General features: G+C 57.9%; 21 protein-coding genes. 11 read left to right on the top strand and 10 right to left on the bottom strand.

What is annotated here, in order from left to right; translation table 11 throughout:
* Positions 1-153: 153 nt before the first annotated feature.
* Complete coding sequence (locus tag IE087_RS15350) at positions 154-348, bottom strand: SlyX family protein (protein ID WP_189370242.1); 195 nt, start codon at positions 346-348, stop codon at positions 154-156.
* A gap of 86 nt (positions 349-434) precedes the next feature.
* On the opposite strand from IE087_RS15350, the gene hisS reads away from it, so the two are divergent.
* The 3 genes from hisS to hisG are packed head-to-tail and all read left to right on the top strand — an operon-like array spanning position 435 to position 3,807.
* Positions 435-2,051: a histidine--tRNA ligase gene (hisS, locus tag IE087_RS15355; protein WP_189370243.1), complete on the top strand. Its 1,617-nt coding sequence runs from the start codon at positions 435-437 to the stop codon at positions 2,049-2,051.
* Positions 2,048-3,118: an ATP phosphoribosyltransferase regulatory subunit gene (locus IE087_RS15360; protein WP_189370244.1), complete on the top strand. Its 1,071-nt coding sequence runs from the start codon at positions 2,048-2,050 to the stop codon at positions 3,116-3,118. Before hisS ends, IE087_RS15360 begins: the two co-directional genes overlap by 4 nt.
* Positions 3,115-3,807, top strand: coding sequence for an ATP phosphoribosyltransferase (hisG, locus tag IE087_RS15365; protein WP_189370245.1), 693 nt, complete (start codon positions 3,115-3,117; stop codon positions 3,805-3,807). The genes IE087_RS15360 and hisG overlap by 4 nt, the downstream gene beginning before the upstream one ends.
* Before the next feature lie 246 nt (positions 3,808-4,053).
* Here the strand turns inward: hisG and IE087_RS15370 are convergent, their stop codons facing one another.
* Positions 4,054-4,485 (bottom strand): DUF1489 family protein, encoded by a 432-nt coding sequence (locus IE087_RS15370; protein ID WP_189370246.1) that lies wholly within the window; start codon positions 4,483-4,485, stop codon positions 4,054-4,056.
* A gap of 151 nt (positions 4,486-4,636) precedes the next feature.
* Here IE087_RS15370 and IE087_RS15375 point away from each other — a divergent pair, with 151 nt between their 5' ends.
* A complete protein-coding gene (locus IE087_RS15375) occupies positions 4,637-6,925 on the top strand; it encodes an adenosylcobalamin-dependent ribonucleoside-diphosphate reductase (RefSeq protein WP_189370247.1) in 2,289 nt (762 codons plus the stop codon).
* 122 nt (positions 6,926-7,047) lie between these two features.
* Here IE087_RS15375 and IE087_RS15380 read toward each other — a convergent pair whose 3' ends face one another.
* From IE087_RS15380 to IE087_RS15400, 5 genes are read right to left on the bottom strand one after another with little or no spacing between them, the layout of a single operon-like run.
* Positions 7,048-8,514 carry an aldehyde dehydrogenase gene (locus IE087_RS15380; protein WP_189370248.1) on the bottom strand — a complete coding sequence of 489 codons (1,467 nt, stop codon included), beginning with the start codon at positions 8,512-8,514 and terminating at the stop codon, positions 7,048-7,050.
* A 10-nt stretch (positions 8,515-8,524) separates the two neighbouring features.
* Positions 8,525-9,562, bottom strand: coding sequence for an LLM class flavin-dependent oxidoreductase (locus IE087_RS15385; RefSeq protein ID WP_189370249.1), 1,038 nt, complete (start codon positions 9,560-9,562; stop codon positions 8,525-8,527).
* A gap of 16 nt (positions 9,563-9,578) precedes the next feature.
* Positions 9,579-10,490 carry a flavin reductase family protein gene (locus IE087_RS15390; protein ID WP_189370250.1) on the bottom strand — a complete coding sequence of 304 codons (912 nt, stop codon included), beginning with the start codon at positions 10,488-10,490 and terminating at the stop codon, positions 9,579-9,581.
* A complete protein-coding gene (locus IE087_RS15395) occupies positions 10,487-11,299 on the bottom strand; it encodes an alpha/beta fold hydrolase (RefSeq protein ID WP_189370251.1) in 813 nt (270 codons plus the stop codon). Before IE087_RS15395 ends, IE087_RS15390 begins: the two co-directional genes overlap by 4 nt.
* On the bottom strand, positions 11,271-11,873 hold the full coding sequence (locus IE087_RS15400; protein WP_189370452.1) for an amino acid synthesis family protein: 603 nt from the start codon (positions 11,871-11,873) through the stop codon (positions 11,271-11,273). The genes IE087_RS15395 and IE087_RS15400 overlap by 29 nt, the downstream gene beginning before the upstream one ends.
* A 99-nt stretch (positions 11,874-11,972) precedes the next feature.
* Here IE087_RS15400 and IE087_RS15405 point away from each other — a divergent pair, with 99 nt between their 5' ends.
* From IE087_RS15405 to IE087_RS23545, 5 genes are all read left to right on the top strand, one after another.
* Complete coding sequence (locus IE087_RS15405) at positions 11,973-12,668, top strand: GntR family transcriptional regulator (RefSeq protein WP_189370252.1); 696 nt, start codon at positions 11,973-11,975, stop codon at positions 12,666-12,668.
* On the top strand, positions 12,661-12,948 hold the full coding sequence (locus IE087_RS15410; protein ID WP_189370253.1) for a DUF1330 domain-containing protein: 288 nt from the start codon (positions 12,661-12,663) through the stop codon (positions 12,946-12,948). The genes IE087_RS15405 and IE087_RS15410 overlap by 8 nt, the downstream gene beginning before the upstream one ends.
* A gap of 21 nt (positions 12,949-12,969) precedes the next feature.
* On the top strand, positions 12,970-13,359 hold the full coding sequence (locus IE087_RS15415; RefSeq protein ID WP_189370254.1) for a carboxymuconolactone decarboxylase family protein: 390 nt from the start codon (positions 12,970-12,972) through the stop codon (positions 13,357-13,359).
* Positions 13,360-13,716: 357 nt separating this feature from the next.
* Positions 13,717-13,893, top strand: a complete 177-nt coding sequence (locus IE087_RS23540) for an aldehyde dehydrogenase family protein (protein ID WP_229801404.1) — start codon at positions 13,717-13,719, stop codon at positions 13,891-13,893.
* Positions 13,894-14,138: 245 nt separating this feature from the next.
* Complete coding sequence (locus IE087_RS23545; protein WP_229801405.1) at positions 14,139-14,246, top strand: hypothetical protein; 108 nt, start codon at positions 14,139-14,141, stop codon at positions 14,244-14,246.
* Between the two features lie 139 nt (positions 14,247-14,385).
* Here IE087_RS23545 and IE087_RS15425 read toward each other — a convergent pair whose 3' ends face one another.
* The gene (locus IE087_RS15425; protein ID WP_189370255.1) at positions 14,386-15,555 is read right to left on the bottom strand and encodes a M24 family metallopeptidase; all 1,170 of its coding nucleotides are present in this window, start codon (positions 15,553-15,555) and stop codon (positions 14,386-14,388) included.
* Positions 15,556-15,767: 212 nt separating this feature from the next.
* On the opposite strand from IE087_RS15425, the gene IE087_RS23550 reads away from it, so the two are divergent.
* Together IE087_RS23550 and IE087_RS15430 are read left to right on the top strand one after the other, a co-directional pair.
* Positions 15,768-16,016 (top strand): hypothetical protein, encoded by a 249-nt coding sequence (locus tag IE087_RS23550; protein WP_229801406.1) that lies wholly within the window; start codon positions 15,768-15,770, stop codon positions 16,014-16,016.
* Positions 16,017-16,022: 6 nt separating this feature from the next.
* Positions 16,023-16,175 (top strand): hypothetical protein, encoded by a 153-nt coding sequence (locus tag IE087_RS15430; RefSeq protein ID WP_189370256.1) that lies wholly within the window; start codon positions 16,023-16,025, stop codon positions 16,173-16,175.
* Between the two features lie 216 nt (positions 16,176-16,391).
* Here IE087_RS15430 and IE087_RS15435 read toward each other — a convergent pair whose 3' ends face one another.
* On the bottom strand, positions 16,392-17,402 hold the full coding sequence (locus tag IE087_RS15435) for an NAD(P)-dependent oxidoreductase (RefSeq protein WP_373296520.1): 1,011 nt from the start codon (positions 17,400-17,402) through the stop codon (positions 16,392-16,394).
* Positions 17,399-17,872, bottom strand: a complete 474-nt coding sequence (locus tag IE087_RS15440; RefSeq protein WP_189370258.1) for a cupin domain-containing protein — start codon at positions 17,870-17,872, stop codon at positions 17,399-17,401. Before IE087_RS15440 ends, IE087_RS15435 begins: the two co-directional genes overlap by 4 nt.
* Positions 17,873-17,892 lie beyond the last annotated feature (20 nt).

Consider the following 17,892-nt stretch of genomic DNA (forward strand, 5'->3'; position numbering starts at 1 on the left):
GGACCAAGGGCCTTCTCCGTTCACTCCGGTTCGCATCCCTGCTCCCGAAGCGTGGTCAGTCAAACGCGTCAACCTTAATAGTTTGTGAACGGGTTCACTTCTCTGTTCAAAAAAATCCTCCCCGAAGGGCCGATCTCAAGCAGGCCGACCGGATCAATAATGTGGCGGCCGCTCATCGCCGATGATCACACCACCACCGCCATCTGCCTCGCGCTGCGCTTCGCGCTCCATCAGCATCTGCACCCGGCGCGTCAGCAGGGCAATCTCGGTCTCCTGCCGCGCCACCACGTCCGACAGCTCGTCCACCGTGCGCTGCAAATGCGCGATCTGTTCTTCCAGCTTTTCCATTCCACTCTCCTGCCATCTCACGCCCCGCTTGCCCAGCCCCCATGCCTGCGGTATCCCGCGCCCGAACCCAAACCCGGAGCGCCACCATGGCCAAGCCCAAGAAAACTCCCCGCCCCAAGGCTCAAACGCCCAAGGGGTTCCGCGACTATTTCGGCACGGACGTTACCGACCGCGCCGAAATGCTGCAAAAGATCGCCGGGGTGTATCATCGCTACGGGTTTGACGCGCTCGAATCCAGTGCTGTGGAAACGGTTGAGGCGCTTGGCAAGTTCCTGCCTGACGTGGACCGTCCAAACGAAGGCGTTTTTGCCTGGCAGGAGGAAGACGGCGACTGGCTCGCTCTGCGCTACGACATGACGGCCCCGCTGGCGCGCGTCTATGCCCAGCACCGCAACGACCTGCCAAACCCCTATCGCCGCTACGCGATGGGCCCGGTCTGGCGCAATGAAAAGCCTGGGCCGGGGCGGTTTCGCCAGTTTTATCAATGTGATGCAGACACGGTGGGCACCGCCTCCATGGCCGCAGATGCCGAGATTTGCGCGATGCTCTCCGACACGCTCGAAGCCGTGGGTATCCAGCGCGGCGATTACGTGATCCGTATCAACAACCGCAAGGTTCTGAACGGCGTGATGGAAGTCGCGGGCCTCGCCGGTGACGACAAGGAAGCCGAACGCGGTATCGTCCTGCGCGCGATTGACAAGCTCGACCGGCTCGGGCCGGACGGTGTGCGCGCGCTATTGGGTGATGGGCGCAAAGACGAGAGTGGGGATGTCACCGAAGGTGCGCGGTTGAATGAAAAACAGATCGAAACCGTAATGGCGTTTGTGCAAGCGAAGTCTACGGTAGAGAGAAATTTGGCTCGTAGCGCCCAAGACGTCGAGGATTTCGATACGTCATACGCATTCAAAGCGCGAAAGGCCGTCAGTTGGGGGCAAGGTTCCAACCGTTTGGAGACAGAAGAGGCTTGGCAAGCCGGCGACATATGGAACTCAGCAGTAATCCAAGAACTGGATTACCTCGTCAAAGGCTCTGAAATCGGTCAACGCGGCGTTCGTGAACTTCTGGAAATAACAAGTTTGCTGTTTAACTCTGGATATTACTCCGACCGCATCGTCATCGACCCCTCCGTCGTCCGGGGCTTGGGCTACTACACCGGCCCCGTTTACGAGGCGGAACTCACCTTCGACGTCCAGAACGAAAAGGGCCAGACGGTCCAGTTTGGCTCCGTCGCGGGCGGGGGGCGCTACGATGACCTCGTAAAACGCTTCACCGGCCAAGAGGTTCCCGCCACCGGCGTCTCCATCGGCGTCGACCGGCTGCTCGCCGCCCTACGCGCTACCAACCGCATCGGCACGACCGAACAAGGTCCTGTCGTCGTCACCGTCATGGACCGCGACCGCATGGCCGACTACCAGCAGATGGTGGCCGAACTGCGCAGCGCGGGCATCCGGGCCGAGGTCTACCTCGGCAACCCGAAGAACTTCGGCAACCAGCTCAAATATGCGGACAAGCGCAACGCCCCCATCGCCATCATCGAAGGCGGGGACGAAAAAGAGCGTGGCGTGGTGCAGATCAAGGACCTCTACCTCGGCGCCAAGATCGCCGAGACGGCAACGCATGAGGAATGGGCCGAAAACCCCAGCCAGTTCGAAGTGCCCCGCGACCAGATGCTGGCAAAGGTGCAGGAGATCCTGAACCAATGACGCAAGCACGCCAGCGGGCCTATGCCCTGCGCGACAGCTTTGTCGCGGCGGGTGCACAGGCCGTGGAACCCCCCATCCTGCAACCGGCCGACCTGCTACTCGACCTTTATGGAGAGGATATCCGCGCGCGCGCCTACGTCACCTCCGATGCATTGCGCGGTGAACAGATGCTGCGCCCGGATTTCACTGTTCCGGTGGTCCAGATGCACATGGCAAACGGTGCCGAACCCGCACGCTATACCTATGCGGGTGAGGTCTTCCGACGGCAGGAGGAAGACCCGGACCGGGCCAATGAATTCCTGCAAGTGGGCTACGAGGTGTTTGACCGCACCGACCCGGCCGCCGCTGATGCCGAAGTGTTCGCCCTGATTGCGGATGCCGTCAGCACTCTGTCCTTGCGCGCCGCGACAGGTGACATTGGCGTGCTCATGGCAGCTGTGGACGGTCTTGATACCTCCGAACGGCGCAAGGCCGCCCTGCGCCGCCACATCTGGCGCCCGCGCCGGTTCCGCGCCCTCCTTGATCGGTTCTCAGGACGGTCCGAGATGCCCGAGACGCGCGCCAACCTGCTCGCAAACAAGTTAACGTCCACGGCCCCCCTGACCGGCCTGCGCAGCCAGTCGGAAATTGACGCGCGGATCGCTGCATTGCACGCGGACTCCGCAGAGCCGCCCCTGTCCGGTGCACAGATGGACAGCCTCGATGCGCTCCTGAATGTGCGTGAAACGCTGCCCTTCGCACTTGCGCAGATGCACACACTCTGCGTCGACCTGCCCGCTATCCGTCCAGCGGTCAAACGTATCGACGCGCGGGCCGAGGCGCTCAGCGCGCGCGGCGTCGACGTGGACAACCTCGAATTCGAAGCCAGCTTCGGACGCACCTCGATGGAATATTACGACGGCTTCGTGTTTGGCTTTTACGCGGAACAGCGCCCCGACCTGCCGCCCATCGCCTCCGGCGGGCGCTACGACGCGCTGACCCGCCGCCTTGGCGCGGGCCAGGAAATCCCGGCAGTGGGGGCCGTCATCCGCCCCGGCCTTCTGGTCGGATTGGAGGCGATGCCATGATCAAGCTGGGTGTGCCGTCCAAGGGGCGGTTGATGGAAAAGACGTTCCAGTGGTTCGACAAGCGGGGCATCACGCTCAGCCGCACGGGATCGGATCGCGAATATGCGGGGGCTGTCGAAGGGATCGACGGTGTTGCGCTTGTCCTGCTGTCTGCCGGTGAAATGCCGCGTGAGCTGGCCGCTGGGCGCATCCACCTTGGGGCGACCGGCACCGACCTTGTGCATGAGAAACTTCCGCTCTGGGAACAGCAGGTCGAACCGATGGCCGAAATGGGTTTTGGCCACGCCGATCTGGTTCTGGCTGTGCCGCAGGCATGGATTGATGTGGACCTGACCGATGATCTGGATGCGGCTGCGGCTGCGTTCCGCGCGGCCCATGGGTTCCGCCTGCGCATCGCGACCAAATATCACCGGCTGGTGCGGGACTTCCTGCGCGAGGCGGGCGTGGCTGACTATGCCCTTGTCGACAGCCAAGGTGCAACCGAAGGCACCGTGGCAAACGAGACGGCAGAGGCGATTGCCGACATCACGTCCTCCGGGGACACGTTGCGCGCCAACCACCTCAAGATCCTGAGTGACGGTCTGATCCTCGCCAGCCAGGCGACATTGTGGCGGTCCCGCGTGGCCGAGGTGACGGATGCGGACCGCGGAGTACTGGCCACACTGCTGGACAGGCTTGGGGCCGACTAGGCGCCAATCTCTACCAATAGTGAACGCACCCGCGCAAAGGTTAACGGCGTGCGGGTGTTACCAATGTGTGAACGAATGCGCTGACGGCAAAATGCGCAGTTTGCGGATCAAAATGTGCAATTTGCCTGAAACGGCTCGAAACGGGCGATTTTGGCGGGCGCAAAATACGCAGTTTCCCATGCGAAATGTGCAGTTCTGACAAATTCGGCGCCGAAATCGCACCGCACGGTGCGTTAAGCTTTCGCCTTAAAGAACCCCGATCTCGGCCAGTGCCCGGTTCAGTTCGACCGGCAGCGGGTCCTCGCGCTCACGACCTTTTGGCAGGTCTGGCGGGGTGTCTTCGGGCTTCAGATAGCGCCACCCCTGGAAGGGGCGTTTCAGGGCAGATTGCACCCGGATCAACTCAGGATCCGACACAATGGCGCAGCGGCGAATACCGTCGCTGCCAATTACTTCATCCAGCCGGATAATCCGCTGGCGACAGGTCAGAACACCTTTGACCACCCAGAAAATCGATCCACCGTTCAGGATTTCCTTTTCCCGCTTGGGCCACATACGTGTCACATGACGCGGGTAGCCATCGGTGGTCTGCGCACGCTTTGTGGACTGCCACGCAGCCAAACTTTCAAAGCTTTCGCTGCCCACGGACAATTTGATCAGGTTGATGTACTTATCCACAGAGTCGTCCCGTCGGTTATCCCCAACACACACCTTATATTGTAGTCTGGATCAGTCGGTATGCAACCTATGGGGTTTTGCGTTACGGTATGATACGTTCGTGGTCTTGCTGCGACATGACAGATTCGCCTGACACCTTGGGGATGCTTTGATGACACGCTTTGCTGCGCCAATTGCCGAACAGATCTGGGATATGAAGTACCGCTTCAAGGAAGCGGACGGCACGCCCATTGATACGACTGTCGAAGACAGTTGGCGGCGCATTGCACGTGATTTGGCCAAGGTCGAAAAAGAGCCTGAGGTGTGGGAGCAGACCTTTTATAACGCCTTGGAAGATTTCAAATTTTTGCCTGCCGGTCGTATCACCGCCGGGGCGGGTACAGCGCGGTCTGTCACGCTGTTCAACTGTTTTGTCATGGGCACGATCCCCGACAGCATGGGCGGCATCTTTGACATGCTGAAAGAAGCGGCGCTGACCATGCAGCAGGGCGGCGGCATCGGCTACGATTTCTCGACCATCCGGCCCAAGGGGGCAGGGGTCAAGGGTGTGGCGGCTGATGCGTCGGGACCCCTCAGTTTTATGGATGTTTGGGATGCGATGTGCCGCACCATCATGTCCGCAGGCAGCCGCCGTGGCGCGATGATGGCGACCATGCGCTGCGACCATCCGGACATCGAAGATTTCATCACCGCCAAGTCCGACGCAGCTCGTCTGCGTATGTTCAACGTTTCGGTTTTGGTTACGGACGCCTTCATGGAAGCGGTTAAGGCGGACAGGTCTTGGGATCTGGTCTTTGACGGCACAGTCTACAAGACAGTGCAGGCCCGTGACCTGTGGAATGGCATCATGAAGTCCACCTATGATTATGCTGAACCCGGCGTGATCTTCATCGACCGCATCAACGCCGCCAACAATCTGAACTATTGCGAGACGATAGCGGCAACAAACCCTTGCGGCGAACAGCCGTTGCCGCCTTATGGCGCGTGCCTGCTGGGGTCAATCAACCTTGCGCGTCTGGTCAGCCAACCCTTTGAGGAAGCTGCGGAATTGGATGAGGTTGCGTTATCCGAGCTGGTCGGTACTGCCGTGCGGATGATGGACAATGTCGTCGACGCGTCGCGCTTTCCTCTGGAGGTACAGGCGCGAGAGGCAGTAGCGAAACGACGGATCGGTCTGGGCGTCACGGGCCTTGCCGACGCGCTCCTTATGCTTGGTCTCCGCTATGGTTCGGACGAGGCCGCGGCGCAGACGGAAGCCTGGCTCAAGGCCATCGCTCGTGCTTCCTACCTCGCCTCTGTCGATCTCGCGAAAGAGAAAGGCGCCTTCCCACTATTCGATGCCGAAGGCTACCTTGCCAGCGGCACCATGCAAGCCATGGACGCAGATGTGCGCGACGCCATCGCCGAACATGGCATCCGCAACGCCCTTCTGACGTCCATTGCGCCGACCGGTACCATCAGCCTTTATGCGGGTAACGTCTCCTCTGGTATCGAACCCGTCTTCGCCTATGCCTACACCCGCAAAGTCCTGCAGAAGGACGGTAGCCGAACCGAGGAAGAAGTCGTTGATTACGCAGTGCAAATGTGGCGCGACAAGTTTGGTGATGCCGAGTTGCCAGACTATTTTGTAAACGCCCAGACGTTGGCGCCAAGTGACCACGTCAAGATGCAGGCGGCGGCTCAGAAGTGGGTCGACTCGTCGATTTCCAAAACGATCAACTGCCCTGAAGACATCAGCTTCGACGCCTTCAAGGATGTATACATGCAGGCGTGGGATACCGGTTGCAAAGGGTGTACGACCTATCGCCCGAATGCGGTGACCGGGTCGGTTTTGACAGTTGCCGAGGAAAAACCAAAGGACACTCCGGTGCTCGCCAATGACGACGGGGAACCGATGCAACCGCATGGCGATGTGATCTACATGGCGGAACCTCTGGACAGACCCAATGCGCTTGAGGGGAACACCTACAAGGTCAAGTGGCCAGATAGCGAACACGCGTTGTACATTACTGTAAACGACCTGGTGATTGGTGGTCACCGTCGCCCATTCGAGGTGTTCATCAACTCCAAGAACATGGAACACTTTGCATGGACCGTGGCCCTGACCCGCATGATTTCTGCCGTCTTCCGACGAGGCGGGGATGTGTCGTTTGTTGTCGAAGAGTTGAAGGCAGTGTTCGACCCGCGTGGCGGTGCGTGGATGCAGGGTAAATACATTCCATCGATCCTCGCCGCCATCGGTGGCGTGATAGAACAGCACATGATCCAGATTGGATTTATCGAAGGCGAGGGTATGGGCCTAAAGTCCGATCCACAGGCGGAAGTGGTCGGTCTAGATACGCCCCGAGGTAAGGCGTGCTCAAGCTGTGGCAGTTTCGAAATGCGGATGATCGAAGGGTGTATGACATGCGCATCTTGCGGGTTTTCAAAATGTGGTTAGAGGGCCTGATAGTCGTTGCTTGATTGTTGTAGGACAACCCTTTCATTCACGCTGGAATGAGGCTTCAACTATCAAAGGACAGGAGTGGATCAAATTTCTGCTTCCATATTTTTTGCATGGGCTCAGCGCATCACAAAGGGATCGGGGATCGGGTCGTCACTGGTGCGCAACCAAACGGTTTTGATCTTTGTATAGTCGAGCGCTGCTTGCAGTCCGCCCTCGCGACCGTGGCCGGAAAGACCGTGGCCTCCGAAGGGTGCGATCGGACTGACGGCGCGGTATGTGTTAACCCAGACAATCCCGGAACGAATGCCACGGATCATTCGATGGGCCCGGGTCAGGTCTTTGGTGAACACACCCGAGGCCAAGCCAAATTCCGTGGAATTGGCGATCTCCAGTGCCTCTGCCTCAGTGTCAAACCCTACAACTGACAAGACGGGGCCGAAGAATTCCTGGCTGAGACCTGGGGCGTCCGGAGCACTTGAGCAGTCGATGATCGTGGGTGGAAAATAGAAGCCATCGCGATCAATTGCTGTCCCGCCAGTCAGCACTGTCGCACCGGCTTGCTTGGATGCTTTGACCAGAGCCTCGGCGTTTTGGACCTGCTTTTGCGTGCACAAAGGGCCGACTTCCGTTGCCATGTCATCGGGTGCGCCAATGACCACAGCTTCGGCCTTTTCCTTTAAGCATGCGAGGAATGCATCTTTGATCCGGTTGGATATCACCAACCGAGAGCCTGCGACGCAACTTTGCCCGCTGGCTGCGAAAATCCCTGACACTTGCGCGTTCACGGCGCTGGCCAAGTCGGCGTCCTCGAACACAATGAACGGGGATTTGCCGCCCAGCTCCAGCGATGTCGAGGCAAGGTTCTCGGCGGAGTTGCGTACCACATGTCGCGCAGTTTCGGGGCCGCCAGTAAACGCAACATGGGCGACTTTGGGATGACTTGTCAGCACTGCACCGCAGTCTGGGCCAAAGCCGGTGATGACGTTCAGCACCCCGCGAGGAAAGCCCGCCTGATCAAAAATGCGGGCAAACTCCAGCATTGGCGCGGGCCCTTCCTCGGACGCTTTCAATACCACAGTGCACCCGGCAGCAAGGGCCGGGCCGATCTTGACCGCAGAGAGGAAGAGCTGCGAATTCCACGGCACGATCGCCGCGACAACGCCCACAGGTTCGCGGCGCAGCCAAACCTCCATATCCGGCTTGTCGATTGGCAGATGAGCGCCTTCGATTTTATCAGCAAGGCCTGCATAGTAGCGATAGTATTCTGCAACATAGGCGATCTGGGCAGAGGTCTCTCGGATGATCTTGCCTGTGTCACGGGTTTCAAGCTCTGCCAATCTGGTGGCGTTTTCAGCGATGAGATCCGCCAGCTTCAAAAGCAGTTTACCCCGCGCCGATGCCGTCAAGCTGGCCCAGTCCGCCCCATAGAACGCGGCCTCGGCGGCCTCTACCGCGGCGTTCACATCCTCGCGCTGTGCCTCGGGCATTTTTGCCCAAACCTTGCCCGTGGCGGGGTCAATACTGTCAAACTGTGCCGCGCCATCCGAGAATGCACCGCCGATATATTGCTGAAATTGCTGCACAATCTGTTCCTTATGCGAAGGCTGGCATGACGTTTTGGAGGAAACGCTCAAGCGATGCTTTCTTGCGTTCAAAGCTCATCCCACTGTCGATCCAGAAGGCGTATTCGTCGTAGCCGAGCGCCTTGTACCCTTTGATCCGCTCGACGGCGTGATCCGCTGTTGCAATGACGTTGTCGCGTCGCATGGCTTCGGGCGAATAGAACGGATGAGCGGCAATTTCGTCGTCGCTGAGCGATTGAATCAACCCTTGCGACACGGGTCGTTCATTTTTGAACCACGCCCCAAAATAGCAGTAGAAACGGTTGATCTCTTCCGCCGCCTGCTGAATGTCGGCCTCATCCTCGGCAATATAGGTGTGGTTAAGCAGCATGATTTCGGGGCGAGGGATGTCGGGAAACTTGGCGCAGGCGGCGTTGAAGGTTTCCATCAGCGTGGTGATCTCTTGGTCGCCCTGCCAAAGAGGCGTTACCTGAACCTTGCAACCATTGGAGACGGCAAATTCATGGCTGTTGGGGTCGCGGGCGGCAATCCAGATCGGCGGACCGTCTTGCTGCACTGGCTTGGGGGATGAGGTGGTTGAGGGGAAGGAGTGATAGATTCCTTCCTGCGCGTAGTCACCTTTCCAAATTTGCTGCACAGCGGGCACCAGCTCGCGCAGCCTTTGACCAGCGTCCCATGCGTCCATGCCAGGAACCAGGCGCTCATATTCATAGCTGTAGGCACCGCGCGCAATACCGAGATCAAGCCGCCCGTCAACGATCATATCTGCCATCGCCGCTTCACCAGCCAACCGCACTGGATGCCAGAATGGAGCGATGATCGTACCCGTGCCCAACCTCACATTCTTGGTCTGGTGTGCAAGATCGACAAGGTTCAAGAACGGGTTTGGTGCAATGGTAAAATCCATACCGTGATGCTCACCAGTCCAGACGGCGTGCATGCCGCCATCGTCCGCCATTTTCGCCAACGTCACAAACTGATCATAGAGTTCGCGCTGATCCTGATCGGCGGATGTCCGTTCCATGTGAGCAAAAAGTGAGAAACGCATGCGTCAGAACCTCCTGTCAGACAACGGCGCGTACTTTGCCACTGTTTTGATTTCCATAGTAAATGCCCAAAGTGCCAATCTTGGTTTCAGCCGCATAACGTTCCAGCAGCGTGACTGTTGCGGGGTCCGTCACGTCGTCCCAAGTTGACGCAGAAATTGGGACAAAAACACCAGCGGCGGAGGTGCAGCGGGTCGCTTGGCAAAGAAAACATAGGTGTTGTTGTTTGCGTGCTGCGTCCTCATAGACCGAATAGAGAAACCCGGGTTCTGCCGCTACGCCTGCCTCTAACAGCAGGCGCTGCATAGCGGATGACACCGTCTCATCTGGCCCAACCTCAGTTTCCGGCAGCATCACTCCACCGCCATCGTCGCTCAGCAAAAGGACATGCCCATCCTGTTCAACCAAGACTGAAACGACCAGTTTGGATGTTGGCAAGATCGCGGCAGCCGATGCAGAGGGCGTGACATATGCGCCGCGCGCATAGCCCAAACCGGGCTTTGCCGTGCTGTCGAATGCCATCACTTGCCCAATCAGGATCGCGTGGTCTCCGGCATCCACCACGTTGAACATCTTGCACTCAAACCATGCCGAACTGCTGTCAATAATCGGCGCGCCGTGAGGCCCGGCGTGCCAATCAACGTCCGCGAACCGATCGTCAGAGGGACGCGCAAAGGTATTTGAAATATCGACCTGCGTCTCGGCCAGAATATTCACGGCAAAGCCAGCGGTGTTCACCAAGGTGTCATAGTTCTGAGAAGATTTGGCCAGACAGACCAGCAAAAGCGCCGGGTCAAGCGACACAGACGAGAAGGAGTTGGCCGTAAAACCCAAGGGTTCACCTTGCGCATCCCGCGCCGTGACAACGGTAACACCAGTCAGAAATGTCCCAAAGGCATTGCGCAGTGCCTGAGTGTCAAATGCAGTCATCCTACGGCCTCCTCATATGGGGTGTCTTGCAGCCAGTTTTTCAGATGCTGTGTGACAAGGCCCGGCGCCGTGAGATTGACCATGTGACGATGGTTCTCAACGACAATGGCAGTGCCATCTTTCACGGTAGCAGCCATTTCTTTCGACATTTCAGGAGTTGAGTTCGGGTCGTCCTCACCCGTGATTGCCAGGAAAGGGCAGTTAATCTCGGCAAACCGGTCTGCGTAAATGTCGTCTCCACGCGCGAAGGCCTCATAGGCGGTTGCATATCCGGCTTGGTGAACGACGCTGAGCCAATCCGCGACCTTGGCGCGCGCGGCTTGGTCAGACGGCGTGTCGCCAAACCAGCGCTTGAGTGGGGTCTCCAGATCAATATTGCCTGAACGGATCTGATCGGCCCGCGATCCAACTGCGATGCGCGCCTTTGCATCTCGGCGAAACACACCGTTCAGCAAGGCAACCCGTCTGGTCAGCTGCGGATACTGAACCGCGAAACCACCTGCGATCAACGCGCCCATTGAGTGCCCAACAATACTCAGGCTTCCCAGGCCAAGCTGGTCTGCAAAGTCGTGCAGCCAACACACGTATTCGGGAAGCTGACTTCCTTGGGGCAAGGCCGCGCTCTCTCCGTGTCCTGGCATATCAACAGCGATGATCCGGTAGCGGTCAGAGAGTGCTTCGATCTGCGGCCCCCACGCCGCCGATTGCATGCCGACCCCATGGATCAGCAAAACAGGCGCGCCAGCCCCGTGGTCGCGCCAGGCGACCTGAAGGCTGGACCTAGACAGCCGCAGGGTTGTCAACGTCATGGCCAAGTTCCTTAAGGTCTTGATAGCGATCACCAATACGGTGATGTGGACGCCCACCTACAGAGGCCCCAAGCGCAATCAGGATTTCATCCGCGCCTGGAGCGTCCGCCACCGCAGTTTGGATCGTCAGGTAGTGTGAGCGTCGTCCACCATCATTCTTGTCCATCAATGGGATCATTAGCGGTGCATTCGCCGGTCCGCGTGTATTGCAGAAAGACAGATACGATTTCGCACCCACGGCGTTGCGATAATGGTTTCCAAAATGCAGGGTGTGGATCAACGCCGAGGCGTGTTCTACCTCGCCACTCAACCCGACGATCGCAGCCTTGCCGTAGCCTTCAACCTGCGCGCCGCCGCCACTGACGTCCAGAATCATCTCTGTCAGGAGCGCTCCTAAGCCCGGCGCACAACCACGGATCGCAGGCGCAAGATCGTCGACAAATCCCTGGCCTGCCCACGGGTTGCGAATGACAGCCATAGCCGCAATCAGCTTGAGAGGCACCTCGGCCTTTTTGCCTCCTTCGATCAGGGTGGTTTCAACATGGGTCAGCGTTTTGCGAATTTCGGCGGGCATATTGAGGCCTTCTTTCTTGAGTCGCATCTGTATCGTACGATGGTATACCATCAGTCAATACTATTGCCGCTGCCAGCTTGGCCTGTTAACTGTTCGCCTATGACCGATCAAAAAGCCATTTTGCCCAAAATCGATCGGGCACCACAAACTCTGCGCGACATCGTTCAAGCCCGAATGCGTGAGGCGATCATTGACGGTCGCTTTGCACCCGGTGACCGTCTGGTCGAACGCCCATTGTGTGAGCAGCTTGGCGTCAGTCGGACCGTCGTACGTGAGACGATCCGCTTCCTGGAAGCCGAAGGGTTGGTTGAAATTCTGCCGAACAAAGGCCCCATCGTCGCGAGCCTGACTTGGGAACAGGCGAAGCAGATTTATGACATTCGCTTGCAACTGGAAGGCTCTGCTGCTGCAGCCTGCACCGCCAAGCAAAGCCGCGAATTCGGCGCCAAACTCAGTAAGGCTGTCAAAGCCGTACATGCCAGAAAAAACGATGCGGAATGGAGCGATTTCCTAAAGGCAACGACCCATTTCTATGAGTTGATTTTCATGGAGGCGGGCCATGAGATTGCGTGGAACATTGTGCAAAGGCTCAATGGTCGGATCAGTCGCCTTCGGGCTTTGACGGTTGCGGCAAAGGACAGAGAGCGCTCAGGTATGAGCCACTTGATGGCGATCCATGATAGCATTCTCAGCGGCAGCGCGGACGCTGCACGCGCAGCAGTAGAAGCCCATATCAGCGAAGCAGCTCTTATCGCAGAACGCTCCTTGAATGTCGGAGAGGCGCGCGATGCCTAAAGGTTATTGGATCGCCTTTGTCACCGTGACAGAACCTGACCGCTATGCGAGCTACCAAGCTCATGCGCCGGCGGCCTTTGCGAAGTATGGCGCACGTTTTTTGGCACGTGGCGGCGATGCAACCTCGCTGGAGGGCGCCCTTTATGAGCGTCATGTGGTGATCGAATTTGAAAGTAAGGCGCAAGCTCTGGCCTGCTATAACTCACCGGAATACCAAGCGGCGCGCGCCCGCCGTGATGGCGCATGCAGCGCGGAAATTGCAATTGTCGAAGGCGTCTAGCCTTTTGGAAAGGATCATCCCATGAGTTTGTTTGACGAAGACCTGTTTTTGAAAGGTCTGGAGCAGCGCAAAGCCACCCTGGGTGCAGAGTATGTCGAGAAAAACCTCGCTGCGGCCGATGAGTTTTCCCAGCCCTTCCAGGAAGCTATGACCGCCTGGTGCTGGGGATTTGGCTGGGGCGATGATGTCATCGACGCCAAAACCCGCTCGATGATGAACCTCGCCATGATCGGTGCGCTCGGCAAAATGGCGGAATGGGAGCTGCATTGCCGTGGTGCGCTGCGAAATGGCGTGACGCAAGAGGAATTGCGCGCCATCATCCATGTCATCGCAATCTACTGCGGGGTGCCTCAAGGATTGGAGTGTTTCCGTGCTGCGCGAAAGGTACTGTCCGAAGGCGAAGCCGGCTGAAAACGTGAACCGGAACGACGTCACGATCTCGCGGCGTTTGTTCCGTTCGAACACAGAGTTGGTTCACGACGTGGACTCGTCCCGAGCTTTCGCGGCATCTATAGCAAGGACTGCTTTGGGACGATCACGTAAAAACCGCGGCTTCTGAACTTCGATTGACAACGGGACAACCGTCAGAATGAGCATGGCACGTCGCTGTCCCTTGGCAAATCCAAGAACACCGCGACGGACCCTTCGGCTCCAAATGCGCCCGGTGGATGGGTCCATTTTCTGTGCAACCAATACCGAGATGGTCCAAAAGCATGCGTGTCCCTCCCAACGGTGCATCCAGCCTTGCGATTAAAATGCCAACGCCTTGTGGAAAACGCTGATGTGGATGCTTTCGGCTTGGCCGTGGGTAGCGGGATTTCAATGGCCGCCTTGCACAAGATGACCAGGGTTCAGTTGGAGATGGGTTCCAAGAATCCTCTTCTGGCGATGGATGATTGTGATCTGGGCTTGGTGGTCGCCCATGAAGCTGTGTCCGCTTTGTAGCGGAACCGGTCAGAAATGCACCGCTGCCAGCCGCCTGATCGTTCACTCGGCCGTGCACAGCGCCTTCGATGAAAACTGGTTTTGGCCAGCAATGAAGTAAAGGTTGGTCACGCGTTGGCGGACGGGGTGCAAATTGGTCCCCTCGTCAGCGAAAGCCAGTTGGATCAGAATCTCGAATACACTGGAATCGGCAGAACCGAGGCTGCGGCGGCGACCGTTTGGATAGGTATACTAAGGGCTACCACATGGCGCCGACTGTATTCGCGAACACCTCCAATGATATGCGCATCAACCGCGAGCAGATGATCGCACCCATAACTGCCCCGAGCGCGACCAATGTCACACTGAACTAGCAATCGCACGTCGTTGGGCCGCCGTCACAACCGTTCTTGCCTCGTAGAGTTATGATCACGGCCAGCGCGAACAGGCTCGTCATACTCGCTAAATCGGTTCAAAAAGTGGATTGTTCACAGGGGTTTGAGAAAACCGTTTCTAGATGACTGGCAATTCGGGTGCGGCTCTTTGGGTCAAAAGCCGCGCTCCGTCCGCTGTGACCACTATGTTTTCTTCGTGCACCATGGTCAGCCCATCACCGTAGCTCAGCGATGGCTCAAGCGTCAGCACCATGTTTTCCTTGAGCACTGTCAGATCAAAATCCGCATGGGAAGGTTGTTCGGTCAGTTGCATGCCCAACCCATGCCCCAAACGGCCGATGGTGGCACCGCTGCTGTCGAATTCCGCAATCACACGACCCATGGCCTGGAACAGGTCGCGACAAGTGTTGCCCGGACGGGCGGTCGCAAGCCCCTCCTCGGTGGCCCGCCAGAGCACGTCATAGGCGCGCCTGGCCCTGTCATCCGCAACCCCGATCGCCCAGTTGCGGTCAAAATCGCAGAAATACCCATCCCATGTCAGGCCAGTGTCCAGCATCAGGACATCGCCATTTTGCAATGGACGGCGGTCGGGGGGCGAAATCACGTCCCGGTACCCGCCCCGTTCAGCCGCCCCGACCAAATAGGGTGTGTCATCCACCCCTTGTGCCAATGCTTCGCGTCTAAAGGCGCGGAAAACTTCGTCTTGTGGCATGCCGTGACAAACGATGTCGGGCACGCGGGCGAAGGTGGCGGATCCGAGGCTGCAGATATAGGCAAGCTTCTCGATCTCCGCCGGTGACTTTATCATGCGCAGGGCATGCACCAACGACGTGGAATCCGCGACCTCAAGCCCTGGCAACGCAGCAACGAGCCGTTCCCAATCGCCCAGTGGCATCCGCAGTACCGTTTCATGACCTTTCATCACCCCGATCCGCGCGCGTTCTCGTGCATATGGCCTCAGGAGATCCGTCAAAAGGCTGATACCGTCATCATTCGGTGTGGGCGCCGCCCAGGTTCGAATGTCGTCCAGCCATGAACGGCGCATCAATTCTGCGCCGATTTCGGGGATGATGGCAATCGGTTTGCCGGAGGCGGGCAAGAACACAAACCAGGGTCGTGTCGGGCTTTGCCAGAACACAGTCTGAAAGCCGGTGAAGTATCGGACCTCTGGTTCGGTCGTTAGAAACAATCCTGCCAATCCATCACGCGCCATTAACTCTTGTGCGCGCCGGGTGCGCGCAGCGAATTCATTGTCAGTAAACCCGCGCTCAGGAACATTGGTCGTCACAGGCCTTGCCCTCGCCTTTTTTGCTTTGATCAGCACCCGCACTTTAACCACGACAAAGTCGATTTCGCGTCAAAAATGGGGATGCACGCGAGTTTTCTCATTTCGAGACGAACAGCTATGTGACCCACAAGAACCGGGACACAGGTATCCTCGCCAAACGCGAACGGGCTGCGGTCGCCTTAACAAAGGAATTCCATATACCCCATCCGCTCGTGAAGCATGCACCTGTCGCGATTATCGGTGGTGGCATTCACCAATGTTCCGTTGCCTATCGTTTGGCCAAGGCCAGCTTTTGCTTCAATGCGGGTCCGTACTTCCATACTGGATACGCTCCGGGCTTTTTGCTGCACCTCTCTTACATGAGCGATTATGTTTATGCCGGGGCCAGTGAAGCTCATGCTCAGGTAGTGCGCGATCTAGGCGCTAAGGCCATCCGCATTGACGGCGACTATGCTGCCTGAATACGGTTGACCAAATCTGAGGCCGAAGAAAATGGTTGGTTCGTTGTCTCTGCCCCACCCAGCCAGATTTTCCTCTGGGGTGGTGTCAGCGGCATGGCTGCCGGAGTCATCGCGGCCATGAGGCAGTATTGCTGGGGCAAGACGCCACAGGGATTGTGATCGTATAGCCTGTGCTTGCGGCTTACTTGTTCGAGAGTGCCAAGGCCGGGGCGGTCACCTCTGTCACCTTGCATGACGAGATCATCACGGCGGGTCTGTCTTGTCGTGAGCCTTCTGAAATGGCCTGAGAAATTCTCGCCGAAGCCCTGCAACTCGTCCATTGCATCTGCCCGGCGCATGTAGGAACAGCCCCTGCTACGAAGCACCGGGGCCAGTTCAAGTTGCCGGCTTGAGCGACTTCCCCTGCGGGATCACCTCATAACCAGGCTCTTCGGGTTCATCATCCTCCATCTCCGACGGAAAGCCAGGTGCCAGAATGTCGAGGCCAGTCGCCTCTTCCAGACGCCGGATGATATTGGGCGACAATTCCCGATCCCCATAGCGCGCAATGCCATCGTCAAATATTTTGCAAATCAGCGGTGAGATTTCCAACGGCACCTTGCCGCGCTCGGCGATGCTCTGGAACAGACCAACATCCTTTTTCACCAAATCCATCGTGAAGGAGATGTCGCGCGATCCATTGAGGATGACTTGGCTTTCCGTGACGTGCGAAAAACTGTTTCCAGATGAGATTTTGATTGCCTCATAGGTGGTGTTCAAGTCCATTCCTGCGGCCTTGGCTGTCACCAGAGCTTCTGCATTGGCAACCAGATGGACGGTGGCGAGGTAATTCGTCAGGACTTTGAGCATCGAAGCCGTGCCTAGGTCACCGGTATGCAAAATACGACGGCCCATAGTCATCAGAAGCGGCAAGATCCGCTCGAACGTCGTACGGTCGCAACCCGCAAAGATCGAGATGTTGCCGGTGTCCGCTCGATGGCAGCCACCCGATACGGGGCAATCCACCGCTGCACCTCCGGCGGCCATCACCAGACCGCCCAGACGCTCGGCTTCGGCTTGGTCGGTGGTCGACATCTCCATCCAGATCTTGCCCTCCTGCACATGGGGCAGCATCTCTTGCATGACCGCGTCGGACGCGGCAGGAGACGGCAGGCATGTGATCACCGCATCACAATCTCGCATCAATTCGGCCGCATTGCGCGCCGCTTTGGCACCTTTGGATACAGCCAGATCGACAAGATTGGCGTTCAAGTCCAGTACGGTCAGGTCAATACCATTGCGCAACAGACTGCCGGACAGTTTACCGCCGACATTGCCCAAACCGATAAATCCAACTTTCATTTCAGCACCTTTCTTGTGAGGAACATCCTTTGGGTGGCGTGTCAGGCCACGAACCGATGTTCGATGCCTGAGGACGCATCTTGCTCAAAGCCATAGACAAAGCTCAGGCCATCAGGATCAACACTGACTCCAGGCTCGACATCTGCAGGGATGTAGATGGCTGTCCCATGGTCCACGGAATACGTAGCACTGGCCAACACAACCTCACCGGAGCCTTCAAGCACGTCGTAGAACTCCGGCTGAGTGTGGCGATGTGGATGCAGGATACCATTTGGCAGAAAGGTGGCTACGCCGACGACAACGCCTTTGCACGCGGTTTTGCAACCTGAAATGAGCGTCTTGCACGCCACATCCCGAAGGGTAGAGTGGAAGCTATCCTCAATCACCTGCTCCTCGACCTTGACTAAGGAACAAGCCCCCATGTTGCCAGGCTTTGTATCCCTATTTGCCAGGACCATGTCGGGAGCCTCCGTGAAAAGCACTGGCATGTCACTTGGTCCTGTTGGCGCTTTCATGTCGTCTCAACGCGGATGTT

The organism is Tateyamaria omphalii (genome assembly GCF_014651375.1).
In the GTDB taxonomy this organism is placed as follows: Bacteria; Pseudomonadota; Alphaproteobacteria; order Rhodobacterales; family Rhodobacteraceae; genus Tateyamaria; species Tateyamaria omphalii.